The 24,641-nt window shown below is 68.9% G+C and carries 24 protein-coding genes and 2 tRNA genes; 15 read left to right on the top strand and 11 right to left on the bottom strand.

Annotated features, from left to right (window positions below):
- Positions 1-213: flagellin (locus BMY19_RS29075; RefSeq protein ID WP_280141653.1), on the top strand; the 213-nt coding region annotated here is incomplete at its 5' end.
- Positions 214-658: 445 nt separating this feature from the next.
- Here BMY19_RS29075 and BMY19_RS31525 read toward each other — a convergent pair.
- Together BMY19_RS31525 and BMY19_RS29060 are read right to left on the bottom strand one after the other, a co-directional pair.
- Positions 659-835: a hypothetical protein gene (locus BMY19_RS31525; protein WP_020096387.1), complete on the bottom strand. Its 177-nt coding sequence runs from the start codon at positions 833-835 to the stop codon at positions 659-661.
- Between the two features lie 395 nt (positions 836-1,230).
- Positions 1,231-2,922, bottom strand: coding sequence for a methyl-accepting chemotaxis protein (locus BMY19_RS29060; RefSeq protein ID WP_100253765.1), 1,692 nt, complete (start codon positions 2,920-2,922; stop codon positions 1,231-1,233).
- Positions 2,923-4,038: 1,116 nt separating this feature from the next.
- Here BMY19_RS29060 and BMY19_RS29055 point away from each other — a divergent pair.
- A complete protein-coding gene (locus BMY19_RS29055; RefSeq protein WP_244535066.1) occupies positions 4,039-4,488 on the top strand; it encodes a Ros/MucR family transcriptional regulator in 450 nt (149 codons plus the stop codon).
- 348 nt (positions 4,489-4,836) lie between these two features.
- Here BMY19_RS29055 and BMY19_RS29045 read toward each other — a convergent pair whose 3' ends face one another.
- A complete protein-coding gene (locus BMY19_RS29045; protein ID WP_056527440.1) occupies positions 4,837-5,097 on the bottom strand; it encodes a hypothetical protein in 261 nt (86 codons plus the stop codon).
- A 77-nt stretch (positions 5,098-5,174) separates the two neighbouring features.
- Positions 5,175-5,264 (bottom strand) — tRNA-Ser (locus BMY19_RS29040).
- 178 nt (positions 5,265-5,442) lie between these two features.
- On the opposite strand from BMY19_RS29040, the gene BMY19_RS29035 reads away from it, so the two are divergent.
- The 10 genes from BMY19_RS29035 (at position 5,443) to BMY19_RS28990 (ending at position 16,173) form a co-directional block, all read left to right on the top strand.
- Positions 5,443-5,516, top strand: a tRNA-Gln gene (locus BMY19_RS29035).
- 201 nt (positions 5,517-5,717) lie between these two features.
- On the top strand, positions 5,718-6,029 hold the full coding sequence (locus tag BMY19_RS29030) for a hypothetical protein (protein ID WP_244535065.1): 312 nt from the start codon (positions 5,718-5,720) through the stop codon (positions 6,027-6,029).
- 39 nt (positions 6,030-6,068) lie between these two features.
- Complete coding sequence (locus BMY19_RS29025; RefSeq protein WP_100253762.1) at positions 6,069-7,445, top strand: PepSY-associated TM helix domain-containing protein; 1,377 nt, start codon at positions 6,069-6,071, stop codon at positions 7,443-7,445.
- Between the two features lie 25 nt (positions 7,446-7,470).
- Entirely contained in the window at positions 7,471-7,863 is a 393-nt protein-coding gene (locus BMY19_RS29020; protein WP_244535064.1) for a DUF2946 family protein, read from the top strand.
- 56 nt (positions 7,864-7,919) lie between these two features.
- Positions 7,920-10,229 carry a TonB-dependent receptor family protein gene (locus BMY19_RS29015; RefSeq protein WP_100253760.1) on the top strand — a complete coding sequence of 770 codons (2,310 nt, stop codon included), beginning with the start codon at positions 7,920-7,922 and terminating at the stop codon, positions 10,227-10,229.
- A 123-nt stretch (positions 10,230-10,352) separates the two neighbouring features.
- Positions 10,353-11,330, top strand: coding sequence for an ABC transporter substrate-binding protein (locus tag BMY19_RS29010; protein WP_100253759.1), 978 nt, complete (start codon positions 10,353-10,355; stop codon positions 11,328-11,330).
- Positions 11,327-13,393: a sensor histidine kinase gene (locus BMY19_RS29005; protein ID WP_100253758.1), complete on the top strand. Its 2,067-nt coding sequence runs from the start codon at positions 11,327-11,329 to the stop codon at positions 13,391-13,393. Before BMY19_RS29010 ends, BMY19_RS29005 begins: the two co-directional genes overlap by 4 nt.
- The gene (locus BMY19_RS29000) at positions 13,390-13,788 is read left to right on the top strand and encodes a response regulator (protein ID WP_100253757.1); all 399 of its coding nucleotides are present in this window, start codon (positions 13,390-13,392) and stop codon (positions 13,786-13,788) included. Before BMY19_RS29005 ends, BMY19_RS29000 begins: the two co-directional genes overlap by 4 nt.
- Positions 13,785-15,050: an adenylate/guanylate cyclase domain-containing protein gene (locus tag BMY19_RS28995; RefSeq protein ID WP_091928629.1), complete on the top strand. Its 1,266-nt coding sequence runs from the start codon at positions 13,785-13,787 to the stop codon at positions 15,048-15,050. The genes BMY19_RS29000 and BMY19_RS28995 overlap by 4 nt, the downstream gene beginning before the upstream one ends.
- Positions 15,051-15,186: 136 nt before the next feature.
- Positions 15,187-16,173 (top strand): ABC transporter substrate-binding protein, encoded by a 987-nt coding sequence (locus BMY19_RS28990; protein ID WP_100253756.1) that lies wholly within the window; start codon positions 15,187-15,189, stop codon positions 16,171-16,173.
- Between the two features lie 63 nt (positions 16,174-16,236).
- Here the strand turns inward: BMY19_RS28990 and BMY19_RS28985 are convergent, their stop codons facing one another.
- The 4 genes from BMY19_RS28985 to BMY19_RS28970 all read right to left on the bottom strand — a co-directional run bounded on the left by BMY19_RS28985 (position 16,237) and on the right by BMY19_RS28970 (position 20,167).
- Complete coding sequence (locus tag BMY19_RS28985) at positions 16,237-16,713, bottom strand: YidB family protein (RefSeq protein ID WP_100253755.1); 477 nt, start codon at positions 16,711-16,713, stop codon at positions 16,237-16,239.
- 63 nt (positions 16,714-16,776) lie between these two features.
- Positions 16,777-18,192, bottom strand: a complete 1,416-nt coding sequence (locus BMY19_RS28980) for a TAXI family TRAP transporter solute-binding subunit (RefSeq protein ID WP_100253754.1) — start codon at positions 18,190-18,192, stop codon at positions 16,777-16,779.
- 94 nt (positions 18,193-18,286) lie between these two features.
- The gene (locus BMY19_RS28975; protein WP_020096305.1) at positions 18,287-18,490 is read right to left on the bottom strand and encodes a CsbD family protein; all 204 of its coding nucleotides are present in this window, start codon (positions 18,488-18,490) and stop codon (positions 18,287-18,289) included.
- A gap of 216 nt (positions 18,491-18,706) precedes the next feature.
- A complete protein-coding gene (locus tag BMY19_RS28970; protein WP_100253766.1) occupies positions 18,707-20,167 on the bottom strand; it encodes a helix-turn-helix transcriptional regulator in 1,461 nt (486 codons plus the stop codon).
- Between the two features lie 113 nt (positions 20,168-20,280).
- Between BMY19_RS28970 and BMY19_RS28965 the strand changes: the two genes are divergently transcribed.
- Complete coding sequence (locus BMY19_RS28965) at positions 20,281-21,057, top strand: sigma-70 family RNA polymerase sigma factor (RefSeq protein WP_244535063.1); 777 nt, start codon at positions 20,281-20,283, stop codon at positions 21,055-21,057.
- An 89-nt stretch (positions 21,058-21,146) separates the two neighbouring features.
- Here the strand turns inward: BMY19_RS28965 and BMY19_RS28960 are convergent, their stop codons facing one another.
- On the bottom strand, positions 21,147-21,644 hold the full coding sequence (locus BMY19_RS28960) for a DUF6894 family protein (protein ID WP_100253752.1): 498 nt from the start codon (positions 21,642-21,644) through the stop codon (positions 21,147-21,149).
- 795 nt (positions 21,645-22,439) lie between these two features.
- Here BMY19_RS28960 and BMY19_RS28955 point away from each other — a divergent pair.
- Positions 22,440-22,727: a hypothetical protein gene (locus BMY19_RS28955; RefSeq protein WP_056527464.1), complete on the top strand. Its 288-nt coding sequence runs from the start codon at positions 22,440-22,442 to the stop codon at positions 22,725-22,727.
- Between the two features lie 55 nt (positions 22,728-22,782).
- Here BMY19_RS28955 and BMY19_RS28950 read toward each other — a convergent pair whose 3' ends face one another.
- Positions 22,783-22,980 carry a hypothetical protein gene (locus tag BMY19_RS28950; protein WP_100253751.1) on the bottom strand — a complete coding sequence of 66 codons (198 nt, stop codon included), beginning with the start codon at positions 22,978-22,980 and terminating at the stop codon, positions 22,783-22,785.
- A gap of 839 nt (positions 22,981-23,819) precedes the next feature.
- Between BMY19_RS28950 and BMY19_RS28945 the strand changes: the two genes are divergently transcribed.
- The gene (locus BMY19_RS28945; protein WP_100253750.1) at positions 23,820-24,008 is read left to right on the top strand and encodes a hypothetical protein; all 189 of its coding nucleotides are present in this window, start codon (positions 23,820-23,822) and stop codon (positions 24,006-24,008) included.
- A 344-nt stretch (positions 24,009-24,352) separates the two neighbouring features.
- Here BMY19_RS28945 and BMY19_RS28940 read toward each other — a convergent pair.
- Positions 24,353-24,641 (bottom strand): transposase (locus tag BMY19_RS28940; RefSeq protein ID WP_139215729.1); only part of this gene is annotated, 289 nt, incomplete at its 5' end.

The following is a 24,641-nucleotide window of genomic DNA, read 5'->3' as shown; positions in this document are numbered from 1 at the left end:
CTGGGCTCGAACCTGTCGGTGGTTCAGAACCGCCAGGACTTCTCCAAGCAGCTGATCAACGTGCTGCAGACGGGCTCGGCCAACCTGACCAACGCCGACCTGAACCAGGAGGCGGCCAACTCGCAGGCGCTGTCGACCCGCCAGTCGATGGGCATCTCGGCCCTGTCGCTGGCCAACTCAGCCCAGCAGGGCGTCCTCCAGCTCCTGCGGTAAACCTCACCCTGAGCGTCTACACCACGCCCGGAGCTCGGCTCCGGGCGAACGCATTCCAAGGTATGGATGGTGGCTCCCGGCTACCGGCGATCGATTGCCGGGCGCCGAAAGCTCGCAGAAGCGAGACGATTACAGCGCTACTGCCCGGAACGTAGGGGAATCGTAGATCTGGAAGCAGCCTGCCGAGTGCAGGGCCAGAGATGCTCCAGGGCCCTATGTTGAGGAACCTCAATTCATTCTGAGCCGATGTCGATGACTGACTGGCGGATGGCTGCTTTCGGGATCAGCCAGACAGCTGTCCACAAAGCGGTATGGGTCGGCACCAGTCCGTTCGGTCCTGGAGCCGGTCGATCCGATCCAGCAGCCGCTCGAGCACGGACAGGGCCGGGAGGATGTCGGTCGGAGCGAGGAGCCGGGCCTGGGCCTCGGCGCGGGCAGCGTTGCCTCAGGTGAGAAACAGAAACAGGGCGCCGGTCGCGCGCAGCGGCTCCGAAGTCAGCCCGGCGACGTCGCCGACGATGAGGTCCGGCAGCTCCGCCGGCGCGATGTCGTCATACAGGTCGTGGACGGTGCAACGCCGCGCGGGGCCGAGGGAACGTGCGAGGCGCCCGGTCCGGATCATCAGAGATCAGCAACAGCCCGCCCAAGGCGGCCTCCGTGCGACGACGGGGCGGTGCAGCGTCCAGCTTCGATTGGCGGCCACAGTCACAGAGTGGGCGGAAACCGCTGCGTCGAGTTGGCGAGCTCCTCTGCCGCGCTCACGAAGCTTCGCAAGGCTTCGATCGTGGCAGCATCCTGCAGCCCAAGCTCATGGAGCGAGAGATCCATATCCTTGATCGGGTGCTCCAACGCGCGGCTCAGTTGGAGCAGCCTTTCGCCGCCGGCCTAGATGTGCGGCGCGCGCGCCGAGATCCTCGCCCCGCGCGTACGCGGCAGCGAGATTTGCGTGCAGCCGGTCGGACTGGTCTGAGCCGTTCGGCCGGGCCGGGACGACGCGGATCTCGGCCGTGGCCACCCTCAGGCGGCGCGCACGGTTGCGAGGAAGCGGGCGACCTCGGCGCCGAGATGCTCGGATTGCCGCGACAGCTCCGAGGCCGCCGACAGGACCTGCGAGGCCGCCGCCCCCGTCTCCTCCGAGGCCTGCGCCACGCCGGCGATGTTGCCCGTCACTTCGTTCGTCCCCGCCGAGGCCTGGGCCACGTTGCGCACGATCTCCTGGGTCGCCGCGCCCTGCTCCTCGACGGCCGCCGCGATCGACGTCGCCACGCTGTCGATCTCCCGGATCCGCCCGGTGATCCCGCCGATCGCCGTCACCGCCTGCGCGGTCACCCCCTGGACCTCGCCGATCTGGCGCGCGATCTCCTCGGTCGCCTTGGCGGTCTGCTCGGCCAGCGCCTTCACCTCGGTGGCCACGACCGCGAAGCCCCGCCCGGCCGCGCCGGCGCGGGCCGCCTCGATGGTGGCGTTGAGCGCCAGCAGGTTGGTCTGGCCGGCGATGCCGGAGATCATCCCGACCATGTCGCCGATCCGCGCGGCGTTCTGGCTGAGCGCCTGGACGAGGTGGGCGGTCTGGTCGGCCTCGCCCACCGCGGCCTGGGCGAGGTGGGCCGAGCCGGTCACCTGCCGGCCGATCTCCTGCACGGAGGAGCCGAGCTCCTCGGCGGCGGCAGCGACCGTGTTGACGTTGGTCGACGCCTCCTCGGCGGCGGCGGCCACGGTGGTCGACTGGGATGCGGTCTCCTGGGCGGTGGCGGTCATCTGCTGGGCGGTGGCCTGGAGTTCGGTGGCCGAGGACGAGACCAGGCCGACGATGCCGCCGACGGCGCGCTCGAAACCGTCGGCGAGCTCGATCATGGTGCGCTTGCGCTCGGCAGCCGCGGCCGCGTCGGCGCGGCGTTTCACCTCGGCCTCCTCGGCGGCCTTGCGGGCGACCATGGTCTTGATGCCCTCGACGGCCTGGCCGACGGCCCCGATCTCGTCGCCGCGGGCGGCCTCGCGGATCTCGGCGTCGACCGCGCCCTTGGCCATCCGCTGCAGGACGCCCACGAGGCTGCCCAGCGGGCGGGTGATGCCGAAGATCACGATCAGCGCGGAGAGCGCGACGGCGCTGACGAGGCCAGCCACGGAGGCGCCGATCAGCACGGTTTTAGCCGTGGTGACGGCCTGCTCGGAGTCATCGCGGGCTTGGCGCAGCTCGGCGTTCAGCCGCGTGACGCGACCTTGAACAAAATCCCGCATCTTGGTGCGCGCGGCAGAAGCGTCAGTCAGAAGGACCTTAGCAGCAGCTTCATTGTCATTCTTGAGGCCGAGCGCGTTGGATTTATCCAGAGCAGAGTAGAACTCCTTGAGAATACTCTGGAGAGTTTCGTTGGTGACCTTCCGATCGGGCGTGTCCGCCATCGCGATCAAGGTGTTCGCAGCATCGAGTGACGTCTTTACAGCCGCATCGTACCGCACTTTATAGCCGGCCATCTCCTGCTCGCGGGTTTCGAGAATGAGGTTGCGCGCCTGGATCGCTGCATCGTTGGTGTTGACCTGAACAGCCAAGATCCGTTCGAGGCGGACTGCCTGCGTGTCGACGATCTCGCGCATTTGCCCTGCGAGTAGATTGAGCTCTCCGATGGCGTAATGAACCAGGCCGGCGGCGACTGCGGCCATGATCAGCAGCGGAACAGACGCCTTGATCAGGATACTGGAGTTTCGCAGCATAGAGGCACCACTTTATAGTTCTTTAAGTGACACAAAGTAATCTGCATTACTTAAAATAATATTAAAATACATTGATTATGCAGATCATGCAACAGAGATTTCAATATAATATTCGATAATAGAATGATGGAGCAGATTACGAGTGTGCACCTGAATATCGTTATCTGGAGATACGACAACGCAATCAATCGATGCTTAATGGCGAATATCGGTATCCAGCATGCATTCGCGGGATAGGTCACGCTCGATGGCTGGCTGCCTCGGCATCATCATCGGTGTAGCAGATATGATCGCGGTCACCGTCGCCTCATGGCGCACCGCATGCCTGATCCTTAACATTCAGCGTTGGGGTAAGCTCCAAGACAGCCGACGTCCTCTTAAGCCTCATGGCAGCTGACGTATCTGACCCATCAACGGTCCGAGGCGTGACGCGATCGCGGCCAAGCGATCGGCGATTGCCGAAAACTTGCAGCTTCATCCCGGCTACCAGATATCTCTTGGAAGAAGCCCGCACCCGAGGCCCTGACGCTCTCTATAGAGATCCAGAAGATTTGGCCCACAGCAATCGCGTTCCGGGATGTGAGACCGCACTCAATCGATGGAGTCCGACGATCCGTGGAAGGCTGTTTTCAGGAACCGTCAGCTCCGTTCCGGCCAGCTCGGTTGGGTCGCGATTGGCCGTGAGCATAGTCACGCTGACAGAGCACTGTTCCGAGCAGACAAAATCCGGCGCTGAAACGCTGTTATGCGACCGGCCGCGGGCGTCGGGAAGGGATTCAGACTCGTCAGGGCGGAAACGCGGTGAGCGGCTCTGATCGTCTCGTGACGTGTCGAGCCGCCTGCAAGACGCGGCCTGCTCTGAGGCGCGTCATGCGCTCGACGCCACCCTGCGTTGAATGACGATCAGCGCATTGTCCTAAGCACGCGATTCCGAGTGCCTCGAAGCGCTGTATCGCCCAGATATCAACCACCGATAGCCATTTCAACGCCAGTGACTTTACCTAAAGTAGTCATTATGAATACATTACATTAATGTGGATTAGATTTCATATGCGCCGCGTCTTACTAGAACGTATAGACAATTCTCGACCGAAATGTGCGGGAGTAGACAGAGAAATGAATAATGATGCGGCCAACGCATGCAACGTCTCCCTCGATTACAGCGCAATGACGGCGAACCTCGTGGCGGCCTACGTGTCTCACAATCGCGTCGCAGCCTCGGAGATGCCGGCGCTGATCGCGACGGCGGCCGCTGCCCTGACCGGCCTTCAGCTCACCGATCCGTCGACCGCGGATGGAGACAGGAAAGCGACACCGGTGATGGTCCGGGCGTCGATCACACGCGAGGCACTGATCAGCTTCGAGGATGGTAGGCGGTACAAGACGATCAAGCGGCATCTGACCGCCTGTGGTTTGACGCCGGAGACGTACCGGGCGAAGTGGGGCCTGCCGAACGACTACCCGATGGTCGCTCCTGCCTACGCGGCGAAGCGGTCCAGGATCGCCAGGAACTTGGCTCAGGGTCGGTCCCAGCGCGATCCCGGTCCGGAAACTGCAGCCGGATAGCGGGCGCATTCCGACGCTTCGTGCCCAGTCATGAAGTTCGCGAAATATTCGAAAGGTGATGGCTGGCCAGAGTGGTTCTGCCCCGGTCCGCTTTCAGGGGGCAGAGGCAACGGAGCGGACATCGCCATCCGGCCCGCTGCCGATCCTTAACCGATCTGAAGCCGGTGCGATCCCCTTCCGTGATCGGGCGAGTAACCCGGCAGGGCACGCCTGCGGCGACGATATTCGACGGTATGTTCTTCGTGACGACGCTGCCCGCTCCGACGATTTGGTGATCGCCAACCGCGACGAGATGCGTGTTGTCATTGAACCCGTGTTGCCGATCGGCCCGGCAGGCGATGAACCCGCTCATCCCTTCACCGGATGGGCGCGCAGGATTGCGGTTCGGATCAGAATGCGCTTCCAGACAGGCTTGTCGGCGGTCAGCGCCTCGGCCGCGCGAGTGTTCGTGCCGAGCGTCTCGATGAGGTCGAGAACGCAGCCCTTCGTGAACGGGTACGATTCGGTCGCCAGATCCGCGAGCACCACGTCGACCGCGGCGTCGATCGCCTGATCCGTGATCTCGGCGGCCTCGCGCAGTCCGGAGACGGTCGCGGGTCCCTGAGCCAACGAGTCCCGTCAACGGGTGGGGCAGATGGTGGGGTGGACCGCCAAACGGCGGGACTCTGTCCACGATCCAGGCCTGCTGGCGGAAGGGGTGGGATTCGAACCCACGGTGGAGTTGCCCCCACGGCGGTTTTCAAGACCGCTGCCTTAAACCACTCGGCCACCCTTCCTGGCAGCATCCGCGACCTCACGGTTACGGCCGCGGCCGAGGTGGCGTCAACAGCAGAACAACCGGTTGACCTCCCGAACCATTCCGCCTATCTCACCGCCCACGCCCGGAGCCGCTCGATGCGCTGCGGGCTCTGCCCCGCCATCTTCGAAACCGGATGCGCAGGGCTCACGGCTGATTGGGGGATAGTTTAACGGTAGAACGGTGGACTCTGACTCCTCTAGTCCTGGTTCGAATCCAGGTCCCCCAGCCACCGCGCCGGCCCGCCCGATCTCAGATCCGGCGGGTTTTTTCTTGCCCGGAACCGGGCGCATCCTCCTCTGATCCTCAGCGAGGCGCGAGTCTGGCACGGACCGAACAGCGGTCGGCCGTTGACGCGCCGCGGCGCGGCCGCCTAGATCGGTCCATGCGCCGGTGCCAGCCTCTCACGGTTCGAGGGCGCGCGATCATCGGCTTGGTCGCGCTCTACGCGCTGCTGCTTCAAGCCTTCCTCGGCTTCGCCATCCCGGCACAGGCCCGGGTCGATCCGGACGCGGCGATCTGCGCCGGTCACGCCTCGGGTGACCCCGCCGGCCCGGTGGCGCACGCTCATCCGTGCTGCACGCTCGTGCAGGCCGGCGCGCTGGTCCTGCCGATTATCAACCCGACCGCGACCGACTGGCCCGTCGCCGCCGAGACGCGCCGCGCGTGGCGCCCCGAATCCGAGATCCCGACGACCGGCCCGCCGGCCTCGACGGGCACCGCGCGAGGTCCACCCAAGGCCTGACGATCCCGCTCCCGATCGTTCAGGCCCGGACCTCCCATCATGTCGATTGTTCTCCACGGCGACGCCCCCGCGTACGGGGCGGCGGCAACGCGGCGAATGTCCCGCGACGCCGTCTATCGGGCCGTCTGGCGGTGGCACTTTTACGCCGGCCTGCTCTGCCTGCCCTTCCTGATCAGCCTCTCGGCCACCGGCGCGCTCTACCTGTTCAAGGACGAGATCAACGGCAGCCTGTTCGCGTACCGGACCCGGGTCGCGCCGCAGGCGACGGCGCCGATCGGCCCGGACCGGCTGATCTTCAACGCGCTGCAGGCCGTGCCCGACGGCGCGCCCGTCACCTACATCGACCCGGCCGCGCCGGACGCCGCGGCGCGAGTGACGCTCGCTTCCGGCGACCGCCGGATCCACATCTACCTGAACCCCTATACCGGCGACGTCCTCGACCGCGTCGACCGTGACCGCGAGTTCATGGCGGTGGTCCGCGGACTGCACAGCCTCGCCCTGGTCGGTCCCCTCGCGAACGCCGTCATCGAGATCGTCGCGGGTTTCGCGATCGTCCTGGTGTTGACCGGCGCGTATCTCTGGTGGCCTCGCGGCCGCGCGGGCGGCGTCGTCACGGTGCGCGACGGCCCGCGCCGGCGCGTGTGGTGGCGCGACCTTCACGCCGTCACCGGGTTCGTGGCCGGCGGCGGGCTGCTCTTCCTGGCGCTCACGGGCCTGCCCTGGTCGATCTGGTGGGGGCAGGAACTGCGCGCGTGGTCGAACGCCGCCGGCCTCGGGCAACCAACCGCGCTCTGGGCGAATCGGCCGGTCTCGACGGTGCCGCTGCGCGACCGGCTGGAGGATGCCGGGTGGACCCTGCAGGACGCGCCGGTGCCGCGCTCCGTGCCGGCCGCGGCCGCGAGCGTCGGGATCGACGACGCCGTGGCGATCCTTCGACATCTGGGGATGCCCCCCGGCTTCGAGGTGGCGCTGCCCGTCGGCGCGGACGGCGTCTACGCCGCCGCGATCTACCCGCGCGACGTCACGCGGCAGCGGGTCATCACCCTCGACCAGTATTCCGGCCGCCCGCTGGTGGACGTCCGCTTCACCGATCTCGGACCGGTCGGCCGGGCGATCCAGTACGGGATCGGCATCCACAAGGGCGAGCACTGGGGCCGCGCGAACCAGCTGGCGATGCTGGGCTTCTGCCTCGCCACATTCCTGCTCGCCGTCACCGCCGGGACGATGTGGTGGAAGCGGCGCCCGGCCGGCGGCCTCGGCGTGCCACCCTGGCCCGCGGATCGGCGGGTGGCCGCGACCGTGACCGCGATCATCCTCGGCCTCGGAGCGCTCTTCCCGCTGACCGGGCTCGCCATCGCCGCCATGGTCGGTCTCGACCTCGCCGCGGGCCGGCTCCGAAGACGGTGGGCGCGCTGAGCCGGTGCGGGCGGGCGCCGTGCCCGTGCATACGTCTGCGCGCCTGAGACGCGGGCGCCCGGGCCTCCCGGGCGCGGTGCTGATCGCGCTCGCGCTCTGGATCCAGGCGCTCGCGCCGGCCGTCGCGCTCCGGATGGCGCAGGCGGATCGGGGCGCGCTGCCCGGCCAGATCCTGTGCGGGCACGCGCCGGATCAGGCCGGTGACGCAGCGGTCGGTCCGGGCGCGCCGGCACCGGGGTCCTGCGCCCTCTGCGGGCTGTGTCGGGCCGGTGCCGTCCCGCCGCTGCTCCCGCATGCGCCCTGCCTCGCGCGCCGCCTGCGCTGGACGGCGGTGGCGTGGCCGATCCCGCCCCCCGTCCGGACCGCGTCGGTCCCCGCCGTCATCGGCCAGCCCCGAGGGCCGCCCCGCTCCGCCTGATCGCCCGTCCTCCGGGCGGCGCCGCCGCTCGCCCCATCGATCAGACGAGACCTCCGATGACCTCCGACTCCCCCGTCCTGCGCGGCGGCGCCCTCGCGCTCCTGCTCGCCGGAAGCCCCCTCCCCGCCCTCGGCCAGGCCGCCGTCACCCTCGAGGAACTCTCAGTGGAGGGCGAGGCCGCGCCCGTTGCGGGCCGGCCCGCCGCGCCGGCCTTCGGCGTGGCGGCGCCGCCGGGCTCGGCGCCCGCGGTGATCGAGCACCCGGTCGGCGAGATCGTCACCGGCATCGGCCGCGATGACACGATCGCGAACCGGCCGGCGACCAGCATCGGCTCGGTCCTGGTGAACAGCCCCGGCGTGACCGTGCGGCAGGGGAACGGCGGCCGCGACGTGGTCATCTCGATCCGCGGCAACAACGCCCGCTCCACCGGCGTGATCAAGAACACCGTCGTCCTGGAGGACGGCTTCATCCTCACCCAGCCGGACGGGGCGGCGCGCTTCGACCTCACGGACCCCCGCGCCTACGGCCGGATCGACGTGTTCCGCGGGCCGCAATCGCCGCTCTTCGGCAACTACGCCACCGGGGGCGCCATCGCGTTCCGGACACGCACCGGGCGGGAGATCGACGGCTACGAGATCGGGGTGGATGCCGGCAGCTTCGGCTACCTCAGCAACTATTTCACCGTCGGCGGCGTCAGCGGCCCGTTCGAGATCAGTCTGTTCGCCAGCGATGTCCGCGCGAACGGCTACCAGGACCACGCGAGCTACGACACGCAGACCATCAACCTGCTCGCGAGCTACACCCCGACGCCGGACAACCGCTTCACCCTGAAGGTGATCAACAACACCCTCGACGCCAACCTGCCCGCCCGTGCGTCCCTGGCCCAGTACCGGATCAACCCGTACCAGCGCGGCTGCGCCGCGGCCGCGAGCGCGGCCCCGGGCTGCACCACCTTCAACCTGTTCCGGAACGGGGCGTTCGGCGCGACCGTGCCGGTGACCGCCGACGAGGGCGGCTTCGGGCGCAACGACCGCCGGACCATCGTCGCCGCCCGCTGGGAGCACGACCTCGATGCGTTCACCACGTGGCGCACGCAGCTCGGCTTCGACGAGCGCAACTTCGACCAGCCTTTCTACACGACCGCGTCGCGGGGCTCCTACCCGTCCTGGAACTTCCTGACCGACCTGACTCGGCGAGGCGACGTGTTCGGCCTGCCGGCGACGGGCTACGTCGCGCTCGCCTACAACACGATCGACAACCACATCACCACCTTCAACCGGGCCCCCTACGTCGGCCCGCGCCTGGGGGCGCTGATCGGCGATCAGTCGGCGGTGCAGTCCAATCTCGGCGGCCGGGCGCGGCTGGAGCTGGGCCTGTCGGACCAGTGGACCGGCATCCTCGGCCTGAGCGCCGAGACTACGGCGATCACCGGGCGCAACGTCGCCTACGCGTACGCGGCGAGCGGCACGACGCGGACGGTGGCGGACGCGAACCGGTCCTTCCTCAACGTCGCCCCCGAACTGGCCCTGGTCTACCGGCCGGACGCGGCCTGGGCGCTGCGCGGCCGGGTCGCCACCGGCTACACCACGCCGGCCGCCAGCAACCTGTTCATCACCCCGGCCGGGCTGCCCGGCAACAACACGCAGCTCCGGACGCAGGAGAACCTCGGCTTCGATCTTGGCGCCGAGTGGAGCCCGGTGACCGATCTCCGCCTGAGCGTGACCGGGTTCTACGAGTTCTTCCGCAACGAGCTGGTCTCGCAATCGCCGGGGGCCGGGCTCCTCGCGTACACGTTCAACGCGCCGGCCTCGGAGCATCGCGGCATCGAGGTCGGCGCCGACTGGGCCTTCGCGCCCGGCTGGCGCGGAACGCTGGCCTACACGTTCGACGACCAGATCTACACCCGCTACGCCGAGCAGCTCAGCGCCGGCAGCCTGAGCCGGTCCTTCGACCGGGCCGGGAACCGGATCCCCGGGGTTCCTGCCCACCAGATCCTCGCCCGCCTCGGCTACGACGTGCCGAGCGGCCCGCTCGCGGGTCTCGGCGCCTTCGTGGAGACGGTCGTCCAGGGCGATTTCTACCTCGACAACGCCAACCTGCTGAAGGCGCCGGGCTACGCGGTGGTCAACGCCAACCTGCACTACGCCACGGAGCTGACGGGCGGCTACGCGAAGCGGCTGAGCCTGTACGTCGAGGTGCGCAACCTGTTCGACACGACCTACGTCGCCTCCGCGCAGAACCTCGCCAACAGCATCAGCGGCACGACCGGACTCCAGAACGGCGCCGCCGTGCTGGCGACCACGACGGGATCGGTCTTCGCGGGGGCTCCGCGAAACATCGTCGGCGGCATGCGGCTGGCATTTTGATAACTGCGCGGCGGCTCGCGCGTGGTGTCGCAGTCGAGCGTGCACTATGCTTCGGCAGTCGATCGCAGGGCGGGGCCTGAGCGCGCGGCGGGGCCGTGGGCGGGGATGTGGCGCGATGGTCCGATGAGGCGGCGAACCGTACTCGCTGGGTTGCCCCTGGCGCTCGCCGGGTGGCCGCGCGCCGTGCTGGCGCAGAATCAGGCCCATGTCGCGGCCCTCTGGCCGTTCGCGGAGGGCGATCCCGAGGGCCGGGTGCTGGCGGAATCGTTCCATGCCGGCCTGCGCGACCACGGTCATCCCGATCAGCGGGTCGACGATCGCTGGACCGGGGCCGACCGCGAGCGCACGCGTCTCCTCGCGACCGAACTGGTGGCCGCACAGCCGCAGGTGATCTTCGCCTACCTCAGCGCGCAGCTCACGGCCGTGGCGGCCCTGACGAAGCAGATCCCGATCGTGTTCGTCGGCGCCTCGAACCCGGTCCGCTTCGGGTACGTGGAGAGTCTCCAGCGCCCGGGCGGCAACATCACCGGCTTCACGCTCTACGAGGCGCCGCTGGGCGGGAAATGGGTGGCGGCCCTCAAGGAGGCTGTTCCGAGCCTCAGGCACGTCACGCTCCTGTCCAATCCGAGCACCGAGATCCGCGGCGAGAACCTCTACGCCGAGCCGTTCCGCGCCACCGCGGCCGCGCTCGGGATCGAGCCGGTGGTGGTGAAGATCGACAAGGCGGCCGAGATCGAGCCGGTTATCGCCGCGCTCGCGCGGCGGGGCGACGGGGGCCTAATTGTCGCCCCCGGCACGTTCAGCGAGGCCAACGGCGACCACATCGTCGCGCTCACCACGAGTCTCCGGGTCCCCGCGGTCTTCGCGATCCGGCGTTTCGCCTACCGAGGCGGCCTGATGTCGTACGGACCGGATCCGGTGGAGACGGTCCGCCGGGCCGCCGCCTATGTCGGCCGCATCCTGCGCGGCGAGAACCCCGCGACCCTGCCGGTCCAGGCGCCCACGAAGTTCGACTTCATCGTGAATCTCAAGACGGCCCGCAGCATGGGCGTGACGATCTCGTCGGCGCTCCTCGCCCAGGCGGACGAGATCGTCGAATGACGGCGCCGCGCCCGACAGCCTCCCCACCGGCCGCGACGGCGCCGCCGCGCTGGTTCCGCCTGCCGCTCGCGGGGAAGTTCGCGGTGGCCTTCGTGGGCCTCGTCAGCCTCGTGCTGCTCATCAACGGCGCCGTCGACCTGACGCTGAACTACCAGGACGCCAAGCGGACCGCGATCGAGACGCAGCGCACCAAGGCGCGCGCCGCCGCCGAGCGCGTTGACGCCTTCCTGTCCTCAATCGAGGGCCAGATCGGCTGGACGACGCGCGCCGAGTGGCGGCGCGTCTCCCCCGAGCAGCAGCGCTACGACTTCATCCGCCTGCTGCGCCAGGCGCCGGCCATCACGGAGGTGGCCTACCTCGATCCGGCCGGCAAGGAGCAGCTGCGCGTCTCCCGACTGGAGCCGGACGCCGTCGCCAGCGGCAAGGATTTCTCGACCTCGCCGCGCTTCACCCAGGCGCTCGCCCAGAAGACGTGGTTCGGTCCGGTCTATTTCCGGCGCGGGTCCGAGCCGTACATGACCGTCTCGGTGGCCCATGCCGGCCGCGACCCGGGCGTGACCGTCGCGGAGGTCAATCTCAAGCTGATCTGGGACGTGGTCAGCGCGATCAACGTCGGCGAGCACGGCTACGCCTTCGTGACGACGGCGACCGGCCGCCTGATCGCGCACCCGGATCTGAGCCTCGTCCTGCGCGACACCGACCTCTCCGGCCTGCCCGAGGTCGCGGCGGCTCTGCCCGGCTCCCGCATGGCGGGGCAGGACTACGAGATCACGACCGGCCTCGACGGCGGCTGGGTGCTGGCGGCCCACGCCACCATCCCGCGGGTCGACTGGATCGTCTTCGTGCAGGAATCGCTGCGCGACGCCATGGGGCCAGCGCTCGAATCCGTGATCCAGACCACGTCGCTGATGGGTCTCGGCGTCCTGCTGGCGGCGGTGGCGGGCACCTTCCTCGCGCGGCGCATGGTCGTGCCCATCCGCGAGCTCGAGGACGGGGCGGAGCGGTTCGGCGCGGGCGACCTGTCCGAGCGGATCGTGATCCGCACCGGCGACGAGATCGAGACCCTCGCGCACCGGTTCAACACGATGGCGAGCCGGGTTCAGGATTCCTACGAGACGCTCGAGGCCAAGGTGGAGGAGCGGACCCGCGACCTCAACCAATCGCTCGACGATCTCCAGCGGGCGCAGAGCCGGCTCGTCCAGTCCGAGAAGCTCGCCTCGCTGGGGCAGCTCACTGCCGGCATCGCCCACGAGATCAAGAACCCGCTGAACTTCGTCAACAACTTCGCATCGCTCTCGAACGAGCTGGTGGACGAGCTGCGGGAGGTGCTCGAACCGACCACCCTCGACCCGGACACGCGCGCGGAGGTCGAGGAGCTCGCCGGCCTGCTCAAGAGCAATCTCGAGAAGGTCGTCCAGCACGGCAAGCGCGCGGACTCGATCGTCAAGAACATGCTGCTGCACTCGCGCACCGGGTCCGGCGAGCATCGCCCGGTCGAGGTCAACGCGCTGGTCGAGGAGAGCCTGAATCTTGCCTATCACGGGGCCCGTGCGGCGAAACCCGGCTTCAACGTGACCCTCGTGCGCGATTACGATCCGGCGGCCGGCCTCGCCGACCTGTACCCACAGGAGATCACGCGGGTCCTGCTGAACCTGATGTCGAACGGATTCTACGCCACCGAGAAGCGGGCCGCCGACGGCGAACCCGGCTATGCGCCCACGCTCTCGGTCGCCACCCGGGACCGGGGCGACGGCGTCGAGATCCGGGTGCGCGACAACGGCACCGGCATCCCGGACAGCGTCAAGGCCAAGATGTTCGACCCGTTCTTCACCACCAAGCCGGCCGGCGAGGGAACGGGGCTCGGCCTGTCGCTGAGCCACGACATCCTCGTCAAGCAGCACGGCGGAACGGTTGACGTCGCCACGGAACCGGGTGCCTTCACGGAATTCATCATCACCCTGCCGCGGCAGAGCGTTACGCCGGACGCGCCGCCTCGGCCACCGACCGTGGCGGCGACCGAGCCGGCGACCGAGGCGGCGACCGAGACTGAGAGCCAGCCATGAACGTCCTGATCCTCGTCGTCGATGACGAACCCGACGTGACAGACCTGTTCCGGCAGCAGTTTCGCCGCGAGCTGCGCGCCGGACGCTTCGCGATGGCCTTCGCGCACTCGGCCGCGGAGGCCCTGGAGCGGATCAACGGCTCGAACGAGCCGAGCCTGATCCTGATGCTGTCGGACATCAACATGCCCGGGATGACCGGCCTCGAATTGCTGCCCCTGGTGCGCGCGGCCCGGCCCGACGTGCCGGTGATCATGATCACGGCCTACGGCGACGCCGAGACGCGCGAGAAGGTCCGCGCCGCCGGCGCCGTGGGCCTGATCACCAAGCCGATCGACTTCGCCGTTCTGAAGACCGAGATCGATCGCCGTCTGTCCGCCTTCGCGGGGACCGAATGACGCCCGGTGCGCCGAGCGCCAAGATCCTCGTCGTCGACGACGAGCCGGATCTCGAGGCGCTGATCACCCAGAAGTTCCGCCGCCAGATCCGGCAGGGCCTCGTCACGTTCCTGTTCGCCCACGACGGGCAGGAAGCGCTGGACCGCCTGGCCGAGAGCCGCGACGTCGATCTGGTCGTCTCCGACATCAACATGCCGCGGATGGACGGGCTGACCCTGCTCGCCAAGCTGCAGGAGCTGGCCGAGCGCCCCTCGATCATCATCGTCTCGGCCTACGGCGACATGGCGAACATCCGCACGGCGATGAACCGGGGCGCCTTCGACTTCCTGACGAAGCCGATCGACTTCGCCGACCTCGAGACGACGATCGAGCGGACGCTGCGCCACGTCGAGGACCTGCGCGAGGGGCGGCGGCGGCAATCGCTCGCCGAGCGGGCCCACGCCTCCCTGGCCCGGTACTTCTCGCCGAACCTCGCCGAGCGGCTCGCGGGGGACGCGTCGGGCCTCGAACTCGGCGGCCACCGCCGCGACGTGGCCTCCCTGTTCACCGACATCGCGGGCTTCACCAGCCTGGTGGAGAGCCTCGACCCGGCGCAGCTCGCCGAGATCCTCAACGGCTACTTCGCCGAGATGACCGACGTGGTCTTCGCCCACGAGGGGACGGTGGCCAAGATCGTCGGCGACGCCCTGCACGTCCTGTTCGGCGCGCCGGGGGACCAGCCGGACCACGCGGCGCGGGCGGTGGCCTGCGCCCTCGCCCTGGACGAGGCGGCCGAGGGCTTCCGCAATCGCTGGCGCGAGCGGGGAATCGAGATCGGCGTGACGCGGATCGGCGTTCATGCCGGCCCGGCGATCGTGGGCAATTTCGGCGGCGGCCGCTACTTCGACTACACGGCCTACGGCGACACCATCAACACGGCCGCCCGTCTGGAGAACGCCAACAAGGCCTTCGGCACGCGGATCTGCGTCAGCGACGCCGTCGTGATCCGCGCCGGACAGTTCCGCGGCCGCCCCCTTGGCGACCTCCTCCTGCGCGGCAAGCAGACGGCCCTGCGCGCCTACGAACCCCTGACGGAAGCAGCCTGCGGCGACGCGCTGCTCGCCCAGTACCAGGACGCCTACGCCAAGCTCGATGCCGGGGAGGCCGGCGCGCTGGCCGCCTTCGCGGCCCTGGTCGGTCTGCGCCCCGACGACGGGGTGGCGGCCTTCCACCTGAAGCGCCTGTTGAACGGCGGCAGCGGCAGTCGGGTCGAGGTCCGCTGAGTCGCGCGCGCGGCTTCCCCGTCGCCCGCCCCGATAGCCCCGCCTTAAGGCAGCGCCTATTACCGTCCGAGGGCGTGCGATCGGAATCCCTCCCGATCGGCGATGCTCGGAACGGGTTCGGACGGGAGACCGGCGGATGAGACGGCGCGACGTCATCGCGGCCCTCGGCGGCGCGGCCGCGTGGCCGGCCCTCGCCGCCGCGCCGGCGAAGGGTCAGCGTCGCCTGGGGATCCTGCTGGTCTACGGCGAGGCGCATCCCGACAGTCCCGTCATCGTCGAGACGCTGAAGGAGAGCCTGAAGCGGGCCGGCTGGATCTGGGGTGAGAACCTCACGGTCGACCTGCAGTACGGCAACGGCGACGCCGAGCGGATGCGCGTCCAGGCGGAGGAGATCGTCGCGCGCGCGCCCGACGTGGTGCTCGCGCAGGGCGTCGTCGGCGCGACCGCGCTCCGGCGGGCGACCACGACGGTTCCGATCGTCTTCATGATGCTTCAGGACCCGGTCGGCGGCGGCTTCGTGACCAACCTGTCGCGGCCCGGCGGGAACCTCACCGGCTTCACCAACTTCGACTTCGTCCTCGTCGGCAAGTGGCTGCAGCTCCTGAAGGAACTCAGCCCCGGCGTGACGCGGGCGCTCGCCCTCATCAACCCCGATTACCGGGCGCGCCTCGCGGGCTACACGGCCGAGATGGCCCGCATCGGCCCGGCACTCGGGATCGACGCCCGGATCGCGGGCGTGCACGACGCGGCCGAGATCGAGGCGGCGATCGCCGGCTTCGCCGCCCAGCCGGAGGGCGGCCTCATCGCCCTGCCGGACGCGGTGACCGGGGTGTACGGCCAGCTGATCGTCGATCTGGCGGCGACCCACCGCCTGCCGGCCGTGTACGCCTACGCGGCGCCGGTCCATCTCGGCGGCCTCGCCGCCTACACGACCAGCGTCGAGCAGGACGTGCAGCGGGCGGCGAGCTACATCGATCGGATCCTGCGCGGCGCGGTGGTCGGCGACCTGCCGGTGCAGGCGAGCGAGCGCTTCATCACCCTGCTCAACCTGACGACGGCCGCCTCCCTGGGATTGACCATCTCGCCCTCGCTGATGGCGAAGGTGGACGAGTTGGTCGAGTAGCGGCCGCCGGAACCGGTGCCAGTCGTCGCGGCGGCACCGCCGCGACGACCGCGACGGAGTGGATCAGCTGAAAGCCGGCAGGCGTCCGTCGGGCGAGTAGCGGTCGATGGCCGAGGGCAGGTCGCGCGAGAGGCGCGCCAGCAGCTCGCTCTTGCTCAGGCCGGTGCGCTGCTCCAGGGCCGCCAGCGTGTCCGGTCCGATGGCGCGCTCCAGGTCCGCGGTTGGGATGTCGCGGTTCGGCCCGTGATTGATCCAGGACTGGGCCGTCTCGGCGTGGCCGCCCTTGGTGAAATGGTCGACCAGCTCGGTCAGGCCCCCGGCGATGAGGCCGCCGACGCCGCCCGCGCTGGCGCCGCCGAGGAGCCGATCCAGGTTCGCCGGGATGGTCGAACTCGTCGCGGGCGGGACCTGCGGCGCCGGCGACCGGGACGCGTCCTTGGCGTGGCCGCCGAGCCACTCGGCGATCCGGTCGCGGTTCTGGTAACCGGCCACGGCCAGCAGGCCCAGCAGGGCGGTCATCGAAGGGTATCCCTTGCTCATCGCGTCGTCCTCTTGAGGCGGGCCCTCGGCCCGGGTGGTACGGCGGTCATCCGCCGCAATGAATCAGGCCCCGCTCGGGCCCGCGTCGCTCGCGACCGTCCGGCCAGCCAACGCGGACCCGTCCTCCGCGCTCCGGCCGGTCGTGATGGCGCGCTTGACCGTCGAGCGGGCGGCGTCGATGGCGATCGCCGCGGCCGACATGGTCCGCGCCTCGGTCGGTCGCTCGAGGGCGTGCTTGGCGATGTCGCCCGCGAGATCGTCGATCTCCCGGGCTAGGCTCTCGAGACGCGCCGGGTCGGTCGTCTCCTGCGCCTCCTGGCGGATCCTCAGCAGGCGGTCCGTCGCTTCCTCGACGCGCTCCCGGCGCAGGCGCGACAGGCGCTGGCCGATCCAGGCGAGCGCGGAGCCGATACCGCCGCCGAGGAAGGCGAGCAGGTAGATCCAGGTCTCGTAGCGCTCGATAAAACTCTGCTGCTCGCGCTCGTAATAGTCGACGGCGCCGGGATGGATCGGCAGCCGGGCGCTCGTCGCGCCGACTGTTCCGTCATAGGCGGGCGCCTGAAAATAGTCGGCCGCGGGCGTGACGTTGGCCATGGCGCTGCGCAGCTCGAACAGGTGCTGGGTGACGTCGGCCGCCACCGACCGGGCGAGGTTCGCGCGCGCCATCAGGCGGTACGAGGCGCCGACCGTGCGAACCTCCTCGTCGGGCACCTTGGGGCTGCCGCCGAAGGTCTCGGCCGGCATGGTGACGACCTGCAGCCGCGGCAAACGGGCAACGATCGCCTCGGCGTTCTCGACATCCACGAAGGAGATCTTGCGATCGCGGCTGGCCGCCTGGACGAGGCCGACGATCCGCTGCGCCGTCGGCGCGGTCGGCGCGATGACCGAGATCACCGCGTCGACCCGCTTCCGGGCGAAGGCCGCACCCAGGTCGCTCTCGGCCATCTCGACCAGGGCGACGTGGCGCGGCGGCAGCGCGCCTGCCGGCTCGGTGGTCACCAGCGTCAGACCGTAATGCTCCAGCATGGCGCGGATGAGCGCCTCGTCGGCGTCCCTGTGGGCCAGGATCGCCAGGCGCTTGCGGTCGAGATCGGGGAAGCGGGCGATCCCGGCGGATTCCGGCGACGCGATGATCATCGCCTGGTCGCGCAGGATCGCCAGCGTCAGGCCGTTATCCGGAAGCTCCACATCCGGCCGCACGATCGCCAGATCGGCGCGGCCGTCGCCCAGCGCCTCGGCGCTGTCGCGCACGTCGTCGAAGGGCAGGATCTTGAGGCGGATCTCCTTGTGGCGCTTGGCCAGAGCGTCCGCGTAGGCCTGGATCAGGGCCGGCTCGGTTCCGTCCTTCGGGGCGACAGCGATCGTCAGGACGGTGGCCCGCGACGCCCAGTAGGCCACGCCCGCGCCAACACTCAGCAGGATGGCCAGCATCAGGAAGACGAATTCCTGACGCAGGAAGAGGCTGGCGAAGCGCCGCATCGGCTCTGCTCTCGCGCATCGAGCGGCCAGGCCCGGCACCGTGCCGGGCAAGGGCCTGAGGGCGGCGCCGAGGGGACGGCGCCGCGGGACGGGCTCAGTGCTTGCCGGTGATCTTGTCGGCGACGGACTTGGCGCCGTCCTTGACGTCGCCGACGGTCTTCTGCGCCTCGCCCTTCAGCTCCTGCGCCTTGCCCTCGGCCACCAGCTTGTCGTTGCCCGTCGCCTTGCCGGCCGCCTGCTTGACGTTGCCCACCGCCTCGTTGGCCAGGCCCTTGATCTTGTCGGTCGTGCTGCTCATCGCGTGCGCTCCTTCACGGTCGTGGTGGCGGTCGTACTCGTCGATCGAGAGGTCCGGTCGGGCGCGCGGCCCGCCGGGATAGACGGCGCCCGCATGCACGCGGGGGCCGAGGGGATCACCGGGTGACCGGAGAACGGTCCGCCGACGGTGAGATGGCGGTCAGATGATGGCGACGTCTGGTGGATCAATAGTGCCAAATTACCAGTATAATGAAATTCAGCCACTGGGTCCCTGGAGTGGAAATCCGTTCTCCCGGCCCCAAACAACCGCTTCGGTCCGCCGATGGACTCCGAGCTTCCTGTACAGTGCGGCGCCGTGATTGCGCACCGTGTTGCGCGACAGCCCGAGCTTGCGCGCGATCGCGTCGTCGCTGAGCCCCGAGCAGATCAGGTTGAGGATCTGGCGCTCGCGCACGGTCAGGTTCGGCGCCCCCGCGTCGCCGTCCTCCCGGCCAGGCCGGCGCAGGTTCGCCAGCTTCTCGATCAGCCCGCGGCTGAACCACGACGTGTCGGCCATCACCGTCTCGATCGCGTCGAACAGCTCCCGCTCCGAGTGCTTGCGCTCGGTGATGTCCTGCAGCACCAGAAGAAGGAAATCGGCGTCGTTGATCGTGATCCGCTCGGCCGAGACCAGGCAGTCGAGGTTCGCGCCGCTCTCGTGGCGCAGGCAGACCTCGGTACCCAGCACGTAGCCCTCGCTCACCAGCCTCTTCTCGAAGGCTTCCCGCTGAGACGACGTCACCCACAGGCCGGCCTCCTCCAGCGAGCGGCCGACGACGCGGTCCTCGCCCAGGCCGAAGACCCGGCTGAACGCCTCGTTCACGCCCGTGACCTGGCCGTCCTCGGCCCGCACCAGCACGGTCGGGATCGGCGTCAGCCTGAACGCCTTGGCGAAGCGCTCCTCGCTCTGGCGCAGGGCGGCCTCGGCCTTCCGGCGCAGCTCCAGGTCCGCGAAGGTGAACAGCATGCAGGGCTCGTCGCCCATCTCGATCGGCTGGCCGGCGACGATCACGAAGCGGCTCCCGCCGTCGGGCAGGTCGAGGCAGGCCTCCATCTGCGGGATCGTGCCGCCCGCGTTGAGCCGCGCGACGGCGAGGTCGCGGTTGCGCGCGCCGGCCAGGACGTCGACCTCGTAGACGCTGCGGCCGATGACGGCGTCGCGGGTGTGGCCGGTCATCTCCAGGAAGCCGAGATTGACCCTGACGTGGCGCAGGTCGGACAGCCGCGTGATCACAGCCGGGGCCGGGTTGGCGTTGAAGGTGCGCTCGAACCGCTCCTCGGCCTCGAACTGGTCGGAGACGTCCTTCAGGATCAGCGCGAGGCAGCTCGGGTTGCCGTCCCGGTCCGTGGCCACGAGGCTGCGCAGCGAGTGCACGAAGTCCATGTCGGGCTTGTCGGCCCGCCGCACCTCGACCACCACGTCGTGGAAGGTCTCGCCGGCAATCACGCGCTCGATCGGGTAGTTCTCCGGCTCGTGGTTGTTGCGGTAGCGGAGACAGAATCGGTCGCGATAGGCGTCGACGGTGGGGCCGAGCTCGTCGAGGCTCTCGGCACCGTGCATCGCCAGGGCGGCCGCGTTGGCGTAGGCGATGGTCTGGTCGGGCTCGACCAGGATTACGCCCTCGCTCAGGCCGGCGATGATCTGCCGGAGCTCATGCCTGTCGACACCCGCCGTCACGATCCGTCCGGTCCCCGCCGCCTCGACGCCGCGCCCCTCGCAGCGGGGCACAAACGGGTTGCGCGCAAGCAGGTTCCGTCCGATCCGCGATTTTCACTGGTATACCTGCATCATTGACGTCGTCGAGATCAACCAGAGATAAGTTCGCAGCCCTCCCGCGAGATGTCGTGCCCGTCGCGACGCTGTCTCCACCCCATCGAGCCCAGAGCTTCACCGTGAAGCCCGCTGTCGAAGAGCGCGATCCGGCCGGCGCGTCCGATCCCGTCATCTCGTATATCCAGGCGCAACTCGGTCATCGGCTGCGCCAGTACTATTCAGAAGTTGCACCGATCGGGATGAGCTCACGGCTGGCCGGCGTGCTGGGCCGCCTGTCCGCGGCCCTGGATGCCGCCGAGTCCGAACGGCAGGTTCCCGGTGCGTTCAAGGACGATCTGATCGCCCTGGTGCCGCGCCTGCGCCGCTACGCCCTGTCGCTGACGTTCGACGGTGTCGAGGCCGACGATCTCGTGCAGTTCACGCTGCTCAAGGCGTGGGAGCACCGGCAGCGCTTCCAGCCCGGCACGAGCCTGGTGGCCTGGCTGTTCACGATCTTGCGCAACGGCTTCATCAACGGACGACGCAAGCGATGCTTCGAGATCCCCGATCCCGACGGCGCACACGCCGTCACCCTCTCCGAACCGGCCGCCCAGGAGCACAGCATGGGTCTGAAGGAGGTCCGGGCCGCGATCGACCGGCTCGACCCGGCCTATCGCGAGGCGCTGATCCTCGTGGCCGTCGACGGTCTTGCCTACGAGGCCGCGGCCTCCGTAATCGGGTGCCCGCCGGGCACGGTGAAGAGCCGGGTCAGCCGCGCCCGCGACCGCCTGCTTCACGAGCTGGGCGAGCGCTGACACACGCGCGACTCCGGTGGCCGGCGCAGGATGCTGGGCCATCGTCGCGAGCCAGCAATCGCGGGGACGCGAACGCCGCACCCGATCGATCAGGCGGAGCGGCGGTCGGGCCGTGTCTGCGCGGGCGTCCGCTCGATGGGCAGGCGCGCGACCGAAGCCCCTCTGGCATCGCGCACCACCAGCACCCAGTCCTCCGCGTAGCCCTCGTCGGCGAGCTCCTGGACCATGTCCCGGATCACGCTCCGGGCGTCGTCGAGCGCCTGGTCGATGCTCGTGGCCTCGATGCCGATCTCGTCCTTGATGATCTCGCGACCGTGCTCGATGTCGAAGTAGAGGCGGCGCGGAACGAGCCGAAAGTCGCTGCGGTCGCCGCTCGTGAGCCTGTCGATGTCGAAGATCTTCGCCGGATCCTGCGAAGTCCGGGACCTCGCGACCTTCAGGAGCGCGAGTCCGCCACCCACCAGTACGGCGGCTGCACTGGCGACACAGGACGCGAGTATTATCGTGTAGAAGCCGAACGTTTGCCAGCCAGAGGCAAGCACAGCCAGTCCGCCGCACAGGGCGGCTAAGATGACAACCAGCGGCATCCCCCCGGCCCTCGATCGCGCGTTGGCTCTCCGATGTGGGGTATACGGCAAAACTCCGGTCCGCAAGAACGTCCTGACAATCGGTGCGCGTTCGACGGGACGGGCTGAAATTAACGCTACTCGCGCGACCGACGGATCGAGTATCCCGCGTGAAGAGCGAACACAGGGCGCCGAAATCCGTCTCGCGCGGTCGCTGGTCGATGGTTCATCCAGCGATCGGAACGCGGTCGAGCGCTCGGATCGCGAGATCTGGCGCACGCGGAGCGGCACAATCTCGTGAGCCTGCACGTGTCGACTGACGGGACCTCGCGCGCCACGCACCGCGCAATCTGATCGAAAGCCTATCGGATCTCAGCGGCGCCTCTGTCCACGCCTTGCCATCACCGTGGGCGGCAAAATCATCGTATGTCGCCAGGACGGCCCTGAACTTGGCGACGAGCGGGCTGTCGACCGGGTCCGCCAGCTGGTCGAGACTCGCGACGCTGCCGCTCGGCAGGGTCGCCGCCGCATTCGCCTCGGATCGCGCGTCGCTCGAACCGCGCCACTGTCTGCCATTCTCGGCACGACGAGGCCGCTCCGGTTCGTGCGCGGGAGGAGCCGTTCGCGCATCCAGGGCCCATGCGCGAGCTGCATACAGCGCGAGGCACAGGGCGATGAGGTGACCGCGGCGCATAGTCCAGATCCCGTTTCCCGCGTGTTTCCCGCGCGACGCCACGCGCCGCGTGGCGGGGCCCGCCTGTGCCGGGCGGAGCCGTCCGTGATACGATGGCATACGACTGCGCGATGAGGACAGGGATGCGCGTGCGCGGCGTCGACAACCGAGAGCGTAGGCACTGGTTCTACGACAGCCGACTAATGGTCTTCGGCTTCTGCTTGACGGCGTTCGTCGCGATCTTCTGGCAGGTCAGCCGGTTCGAGGGCTTTCAGCCGATCTTCTCGTGCGCCCGCACGACGGACGTCGATCGTCAATTGTTGCGCCTGGGAATGGATGCCTGCATGGGCAACGCGCGCACCCAGTCGGATCGCGAGGGATGCATGCGGACCGTCCATCTGCTCGCTTGCATGAAGGAGCGCTGGCGCTGATCGACCGCGGCCGCGGCGCGAGAACCCACAGCGGGGTTGCAGCGGACGCGATCACCTACAGCAGGCCGCTCGATGCGCCCCCGTTCAGAGAGCAGCTGGCGCGCGCGACCAGCTTCGCGAAGGCCAGAGCCGCCGCCGAGGCCTGCGTCCGGGAGGGAAACGACCGGTGGGATTCGGCCACCGTCATCTCGGTCTCGTCGAGCAGCACCCAAGTCCAGAGATGCTGTCCGGTGGCTTGGATCCTGAAATGCATCGCGAACTCGCAGGCTGAGGCATCGTGCGATCATGCCCGGCGGAAAGTCGCGCCGTGTTAATGGGTTGCGCCGCGCAACATCCTATGTCGGCGGGATCGCCTTCCATCCCCGATATCCCCGCCGATCACAGGCTGCGACGCTCGGCAGCGATCGATCAAAGATTCGCACGACGCGCTGAGCTGGCAACCCGATCGGCGCGAAGGCATCTTTTGATGAGGACAGCGACGGCGGATGTTGGTCGTAAGACACCGTTGTCGCCGACCGCATCCACGGGGCCTCGAGCGCCCCAGGCGAGCAGCCTTCGGGCATGCGTTCGGCCGGAGATGCCGTCCGCCTCGCTCATGGATCAGATCGCCCCCGCTCGTCCCGGCCGCACCCGCATGAGGCCTCATCCGGCCCTTGTCGTGGCGTCTGTCGCCCTCGCCATCGGCCTCTGGTTCGTCATCTACGCGGTGGCCGGACGCGCCATCTGGTTCTGGTGAGGCGGGACACCCGGCCCCCTCCCGCCGGAGCTTCCTAGCCCCCGGGAGGTCGCGACTGGGCCGGCGCAAACCATCGCCTGTAAAGAAGCTCAGCGGCTGGACGACGCGCGTGCCTCGAGGGCGCGGAGCGCCCACGGAACGAGCCGGGCTTTCCGCGCGATCAGGTTTCTTGGAGAAAGTTCGCAGATTCTGGTGACTGCCAGCGCGCTGGCGCTCCCAAGGGGACCGCGCCGAGGCTGACGCATCAACAGCTTAGGGCAAAGTGGGACCCGAAATCCGCCCACGGAATCATTGGGCTTTTTGCCCCTGAGGTCCCACCGTTTGGCGCCCTCCCCTGCCCGCGGTAGCCTCGCCTTATGAGCGAGGGCCACGATCCAATTCTCGAAGCCGTTGCGGCGCTCCGTCTGCGCGGTCACGTCGTCGAACCCTGGAGCCGGCGCTACCCGCTCTGGCTCGTCGACGGCGAGACGCTGACGGACGGCGATCTCGTCGCCCTCGCTGTGCGGGTCGGCCTCATGGACTCCACATCGACCAAGCTGCATTGACGGGCGCAGGCCCGTCCGGCCGCCAAAGCACGACGTACTGCCCTACCAAGGTCGCTGGCATCCATTCTGATCGCAGACGTAGATCCCCGTATCAGCCTGTAGGGTGCAAGGCTTTTTCAGCGGATCGCGGAGCGCAACGTCTCGGTCCTTCGTCCACTCTTTGGCGAACCGCTCGGAACAGGCGGGCGGGAACTTCCTGGGCTCAGCCCAAGCAGGTGCGGTGAGCAAGGTCGAGATCGCGAGTGTCAGCACGGCGCTGGCCGTGGACACAGCTCGGAGTGATGTAAGGGACATCGGCTCGCATAGACGGACGTAGCCGCCCGCGCTAGGGCGTCTCTGCAAAGTCATCTGAGCCAGAGCATGGTCATGCCGAGCGTGACCATGGCGAGGTAGTTCGCGGCTCGCTTCTCGTAGCGGGTGGCGATGCGGCGATACTGCTTGAGCCGGCCGATCAACCGCTCGACCTTGTTGCGCTCGCGGTAGGCGGCTTTGTCGAAATCGAGCTGGCGGGGCTGATCCTTGCGGGTGGGGATCACCGGCTCGACCCGGCGTTGTCGGAGGCGACGACGGGCCGGCGGACTGGAGTAGCCCCGGTCGCCTGCCATCCGCCGGGGACGTAGGCGCGGGCGGCCC

Source organism: Methylobacterium sp. UNC300MFChir4.1 (assembly GCF_900110155.1).
Lineage (GTDB): Bacteria > Pseudomonadota > Alphaproteobacteria > Rhizobiales > Beijerinckiaceae > Methylobacterium.
The sequence above is the reverse complement of the archived record's forward strand: the minus strand, read 5'-3'. Positions and strand labels throughout refer to the sequence as shown.

Coding starts and splice junctions, on each gene's coding strand:
- BMY19_RS29000 (WP_100253757.1), top strand. CDS start 13,390: ATGAACGTCCTGATCCTCGTCGTCGATGACGAACCCGACGTGACAGAC.
- BMY19_RS28945 (WP_100253750.1), top strand. CDS start 23,820: ATGAGCGAGGGCCACGATCCAATTCTCGAAGCCGTTGCGGCGCTCCGT.
- BMY19_RS29060 (WP_100253765.1), bottom strand. CDS start 2,922: ATGCTGCGAAACTCCAGTATCCTGATCAAGGCGTCTGTTCCGCTGCTG.
- BMY19_RS28985 (WP_100253755.1), bottom strand. CDS start 16,713: ATGAGCAAGGGATACCCTTCGATGACCGCCCTGCTGGGCCTGCTGGCC.
- BMY19_RS29055 (WP_244535066.1), top strand. CDS start 4,039: ATGAATAATGATGCGGCCAACGCATGCAACGTCTCCCTCGATTACAGC.
- BMY19_RS29005 (WP_100253758.1), top strand. CDS start 11,327: ATGACGGCGCCGCGCCCGACAGCCTCCCCACCGGCCGCGACGGCGCCG.
- BMY19_RS28990 (WP_100253756.1), top strand. CDS start 15,187: ATGAGACGGCGCGACGTCATCGCGGCCCTCGGCGGCGCGGCCGCGTGG.
- BMY19_RS29025 (WP_100253762.1), top strand. CDS start 6,069: ATGTCGATTGTTCTCCACGGCGACGCCCCCGCGTACGGGGCGGCGGCA.
- BMY19_RS29010 (WP_100253759.1), top strand. CDS start 10,353: ATGAGGCGGCGAACCGTACTCGCTGGGTTGCCCCTGGCGCTCGCCGGG.
- BMY19_RS28995 (WP_091928629.1), top strand. CDS start 13,785: ATGACGCCCGGTGCGCCGAGCGCCAAGATCCTCGTCGTCGACGACGAG.
- BMY19_RS28975 (WP_020096305.1), bottom strand. CDS start 18,490: ATGAGCAGCACGACCGACAAGATCAAGGGCCTGGCCAACGAGGCGGTG.
- BMY19_RS28955 (WP_056527464.1), top strand. CDS start 22,440: ATGCGCGTGCGCGGCGTCGACAACCGAGAGCGTAGGCACTGGTTCTAC.
- BMY19_RS31525 (WP_020096387.1), bottom strand. CDS start 835: ATGATCCGGACCGGGCGCCTCGCACGTTCCCTCGGCCCCGCGCGGCGT.
- BMY19_RS28950 (WP_100253751.1), bottom strand. CDS start 22,980: ATGCATTTCAGGATCCAAGCCACCGGACAGCATCTCTGGACTTGGGTG.
- BMY19_RS29015 (WP_100253760.1), top strand. CDS start 7,920: ATGACCTCCGACTCCCCCGTCCTGCGCGGCGGCGCCCTCGCGCTCCTG.
- BMY19_RS28960 (WP_100253752.1), bottom strand. CDS start 21,644: ATGCCGCTGGTTGTCATCTTAGCCGCCCTGTGCGGCGGACTGGCTGTG.
- BMY19_RS28980 (WP_100253754.1), bottom strand. CDS start 18,192: ATGCGGCGCTTCGCCAGCCTCTTCCTGCGTCAGGAATTCGTCTTCCTG.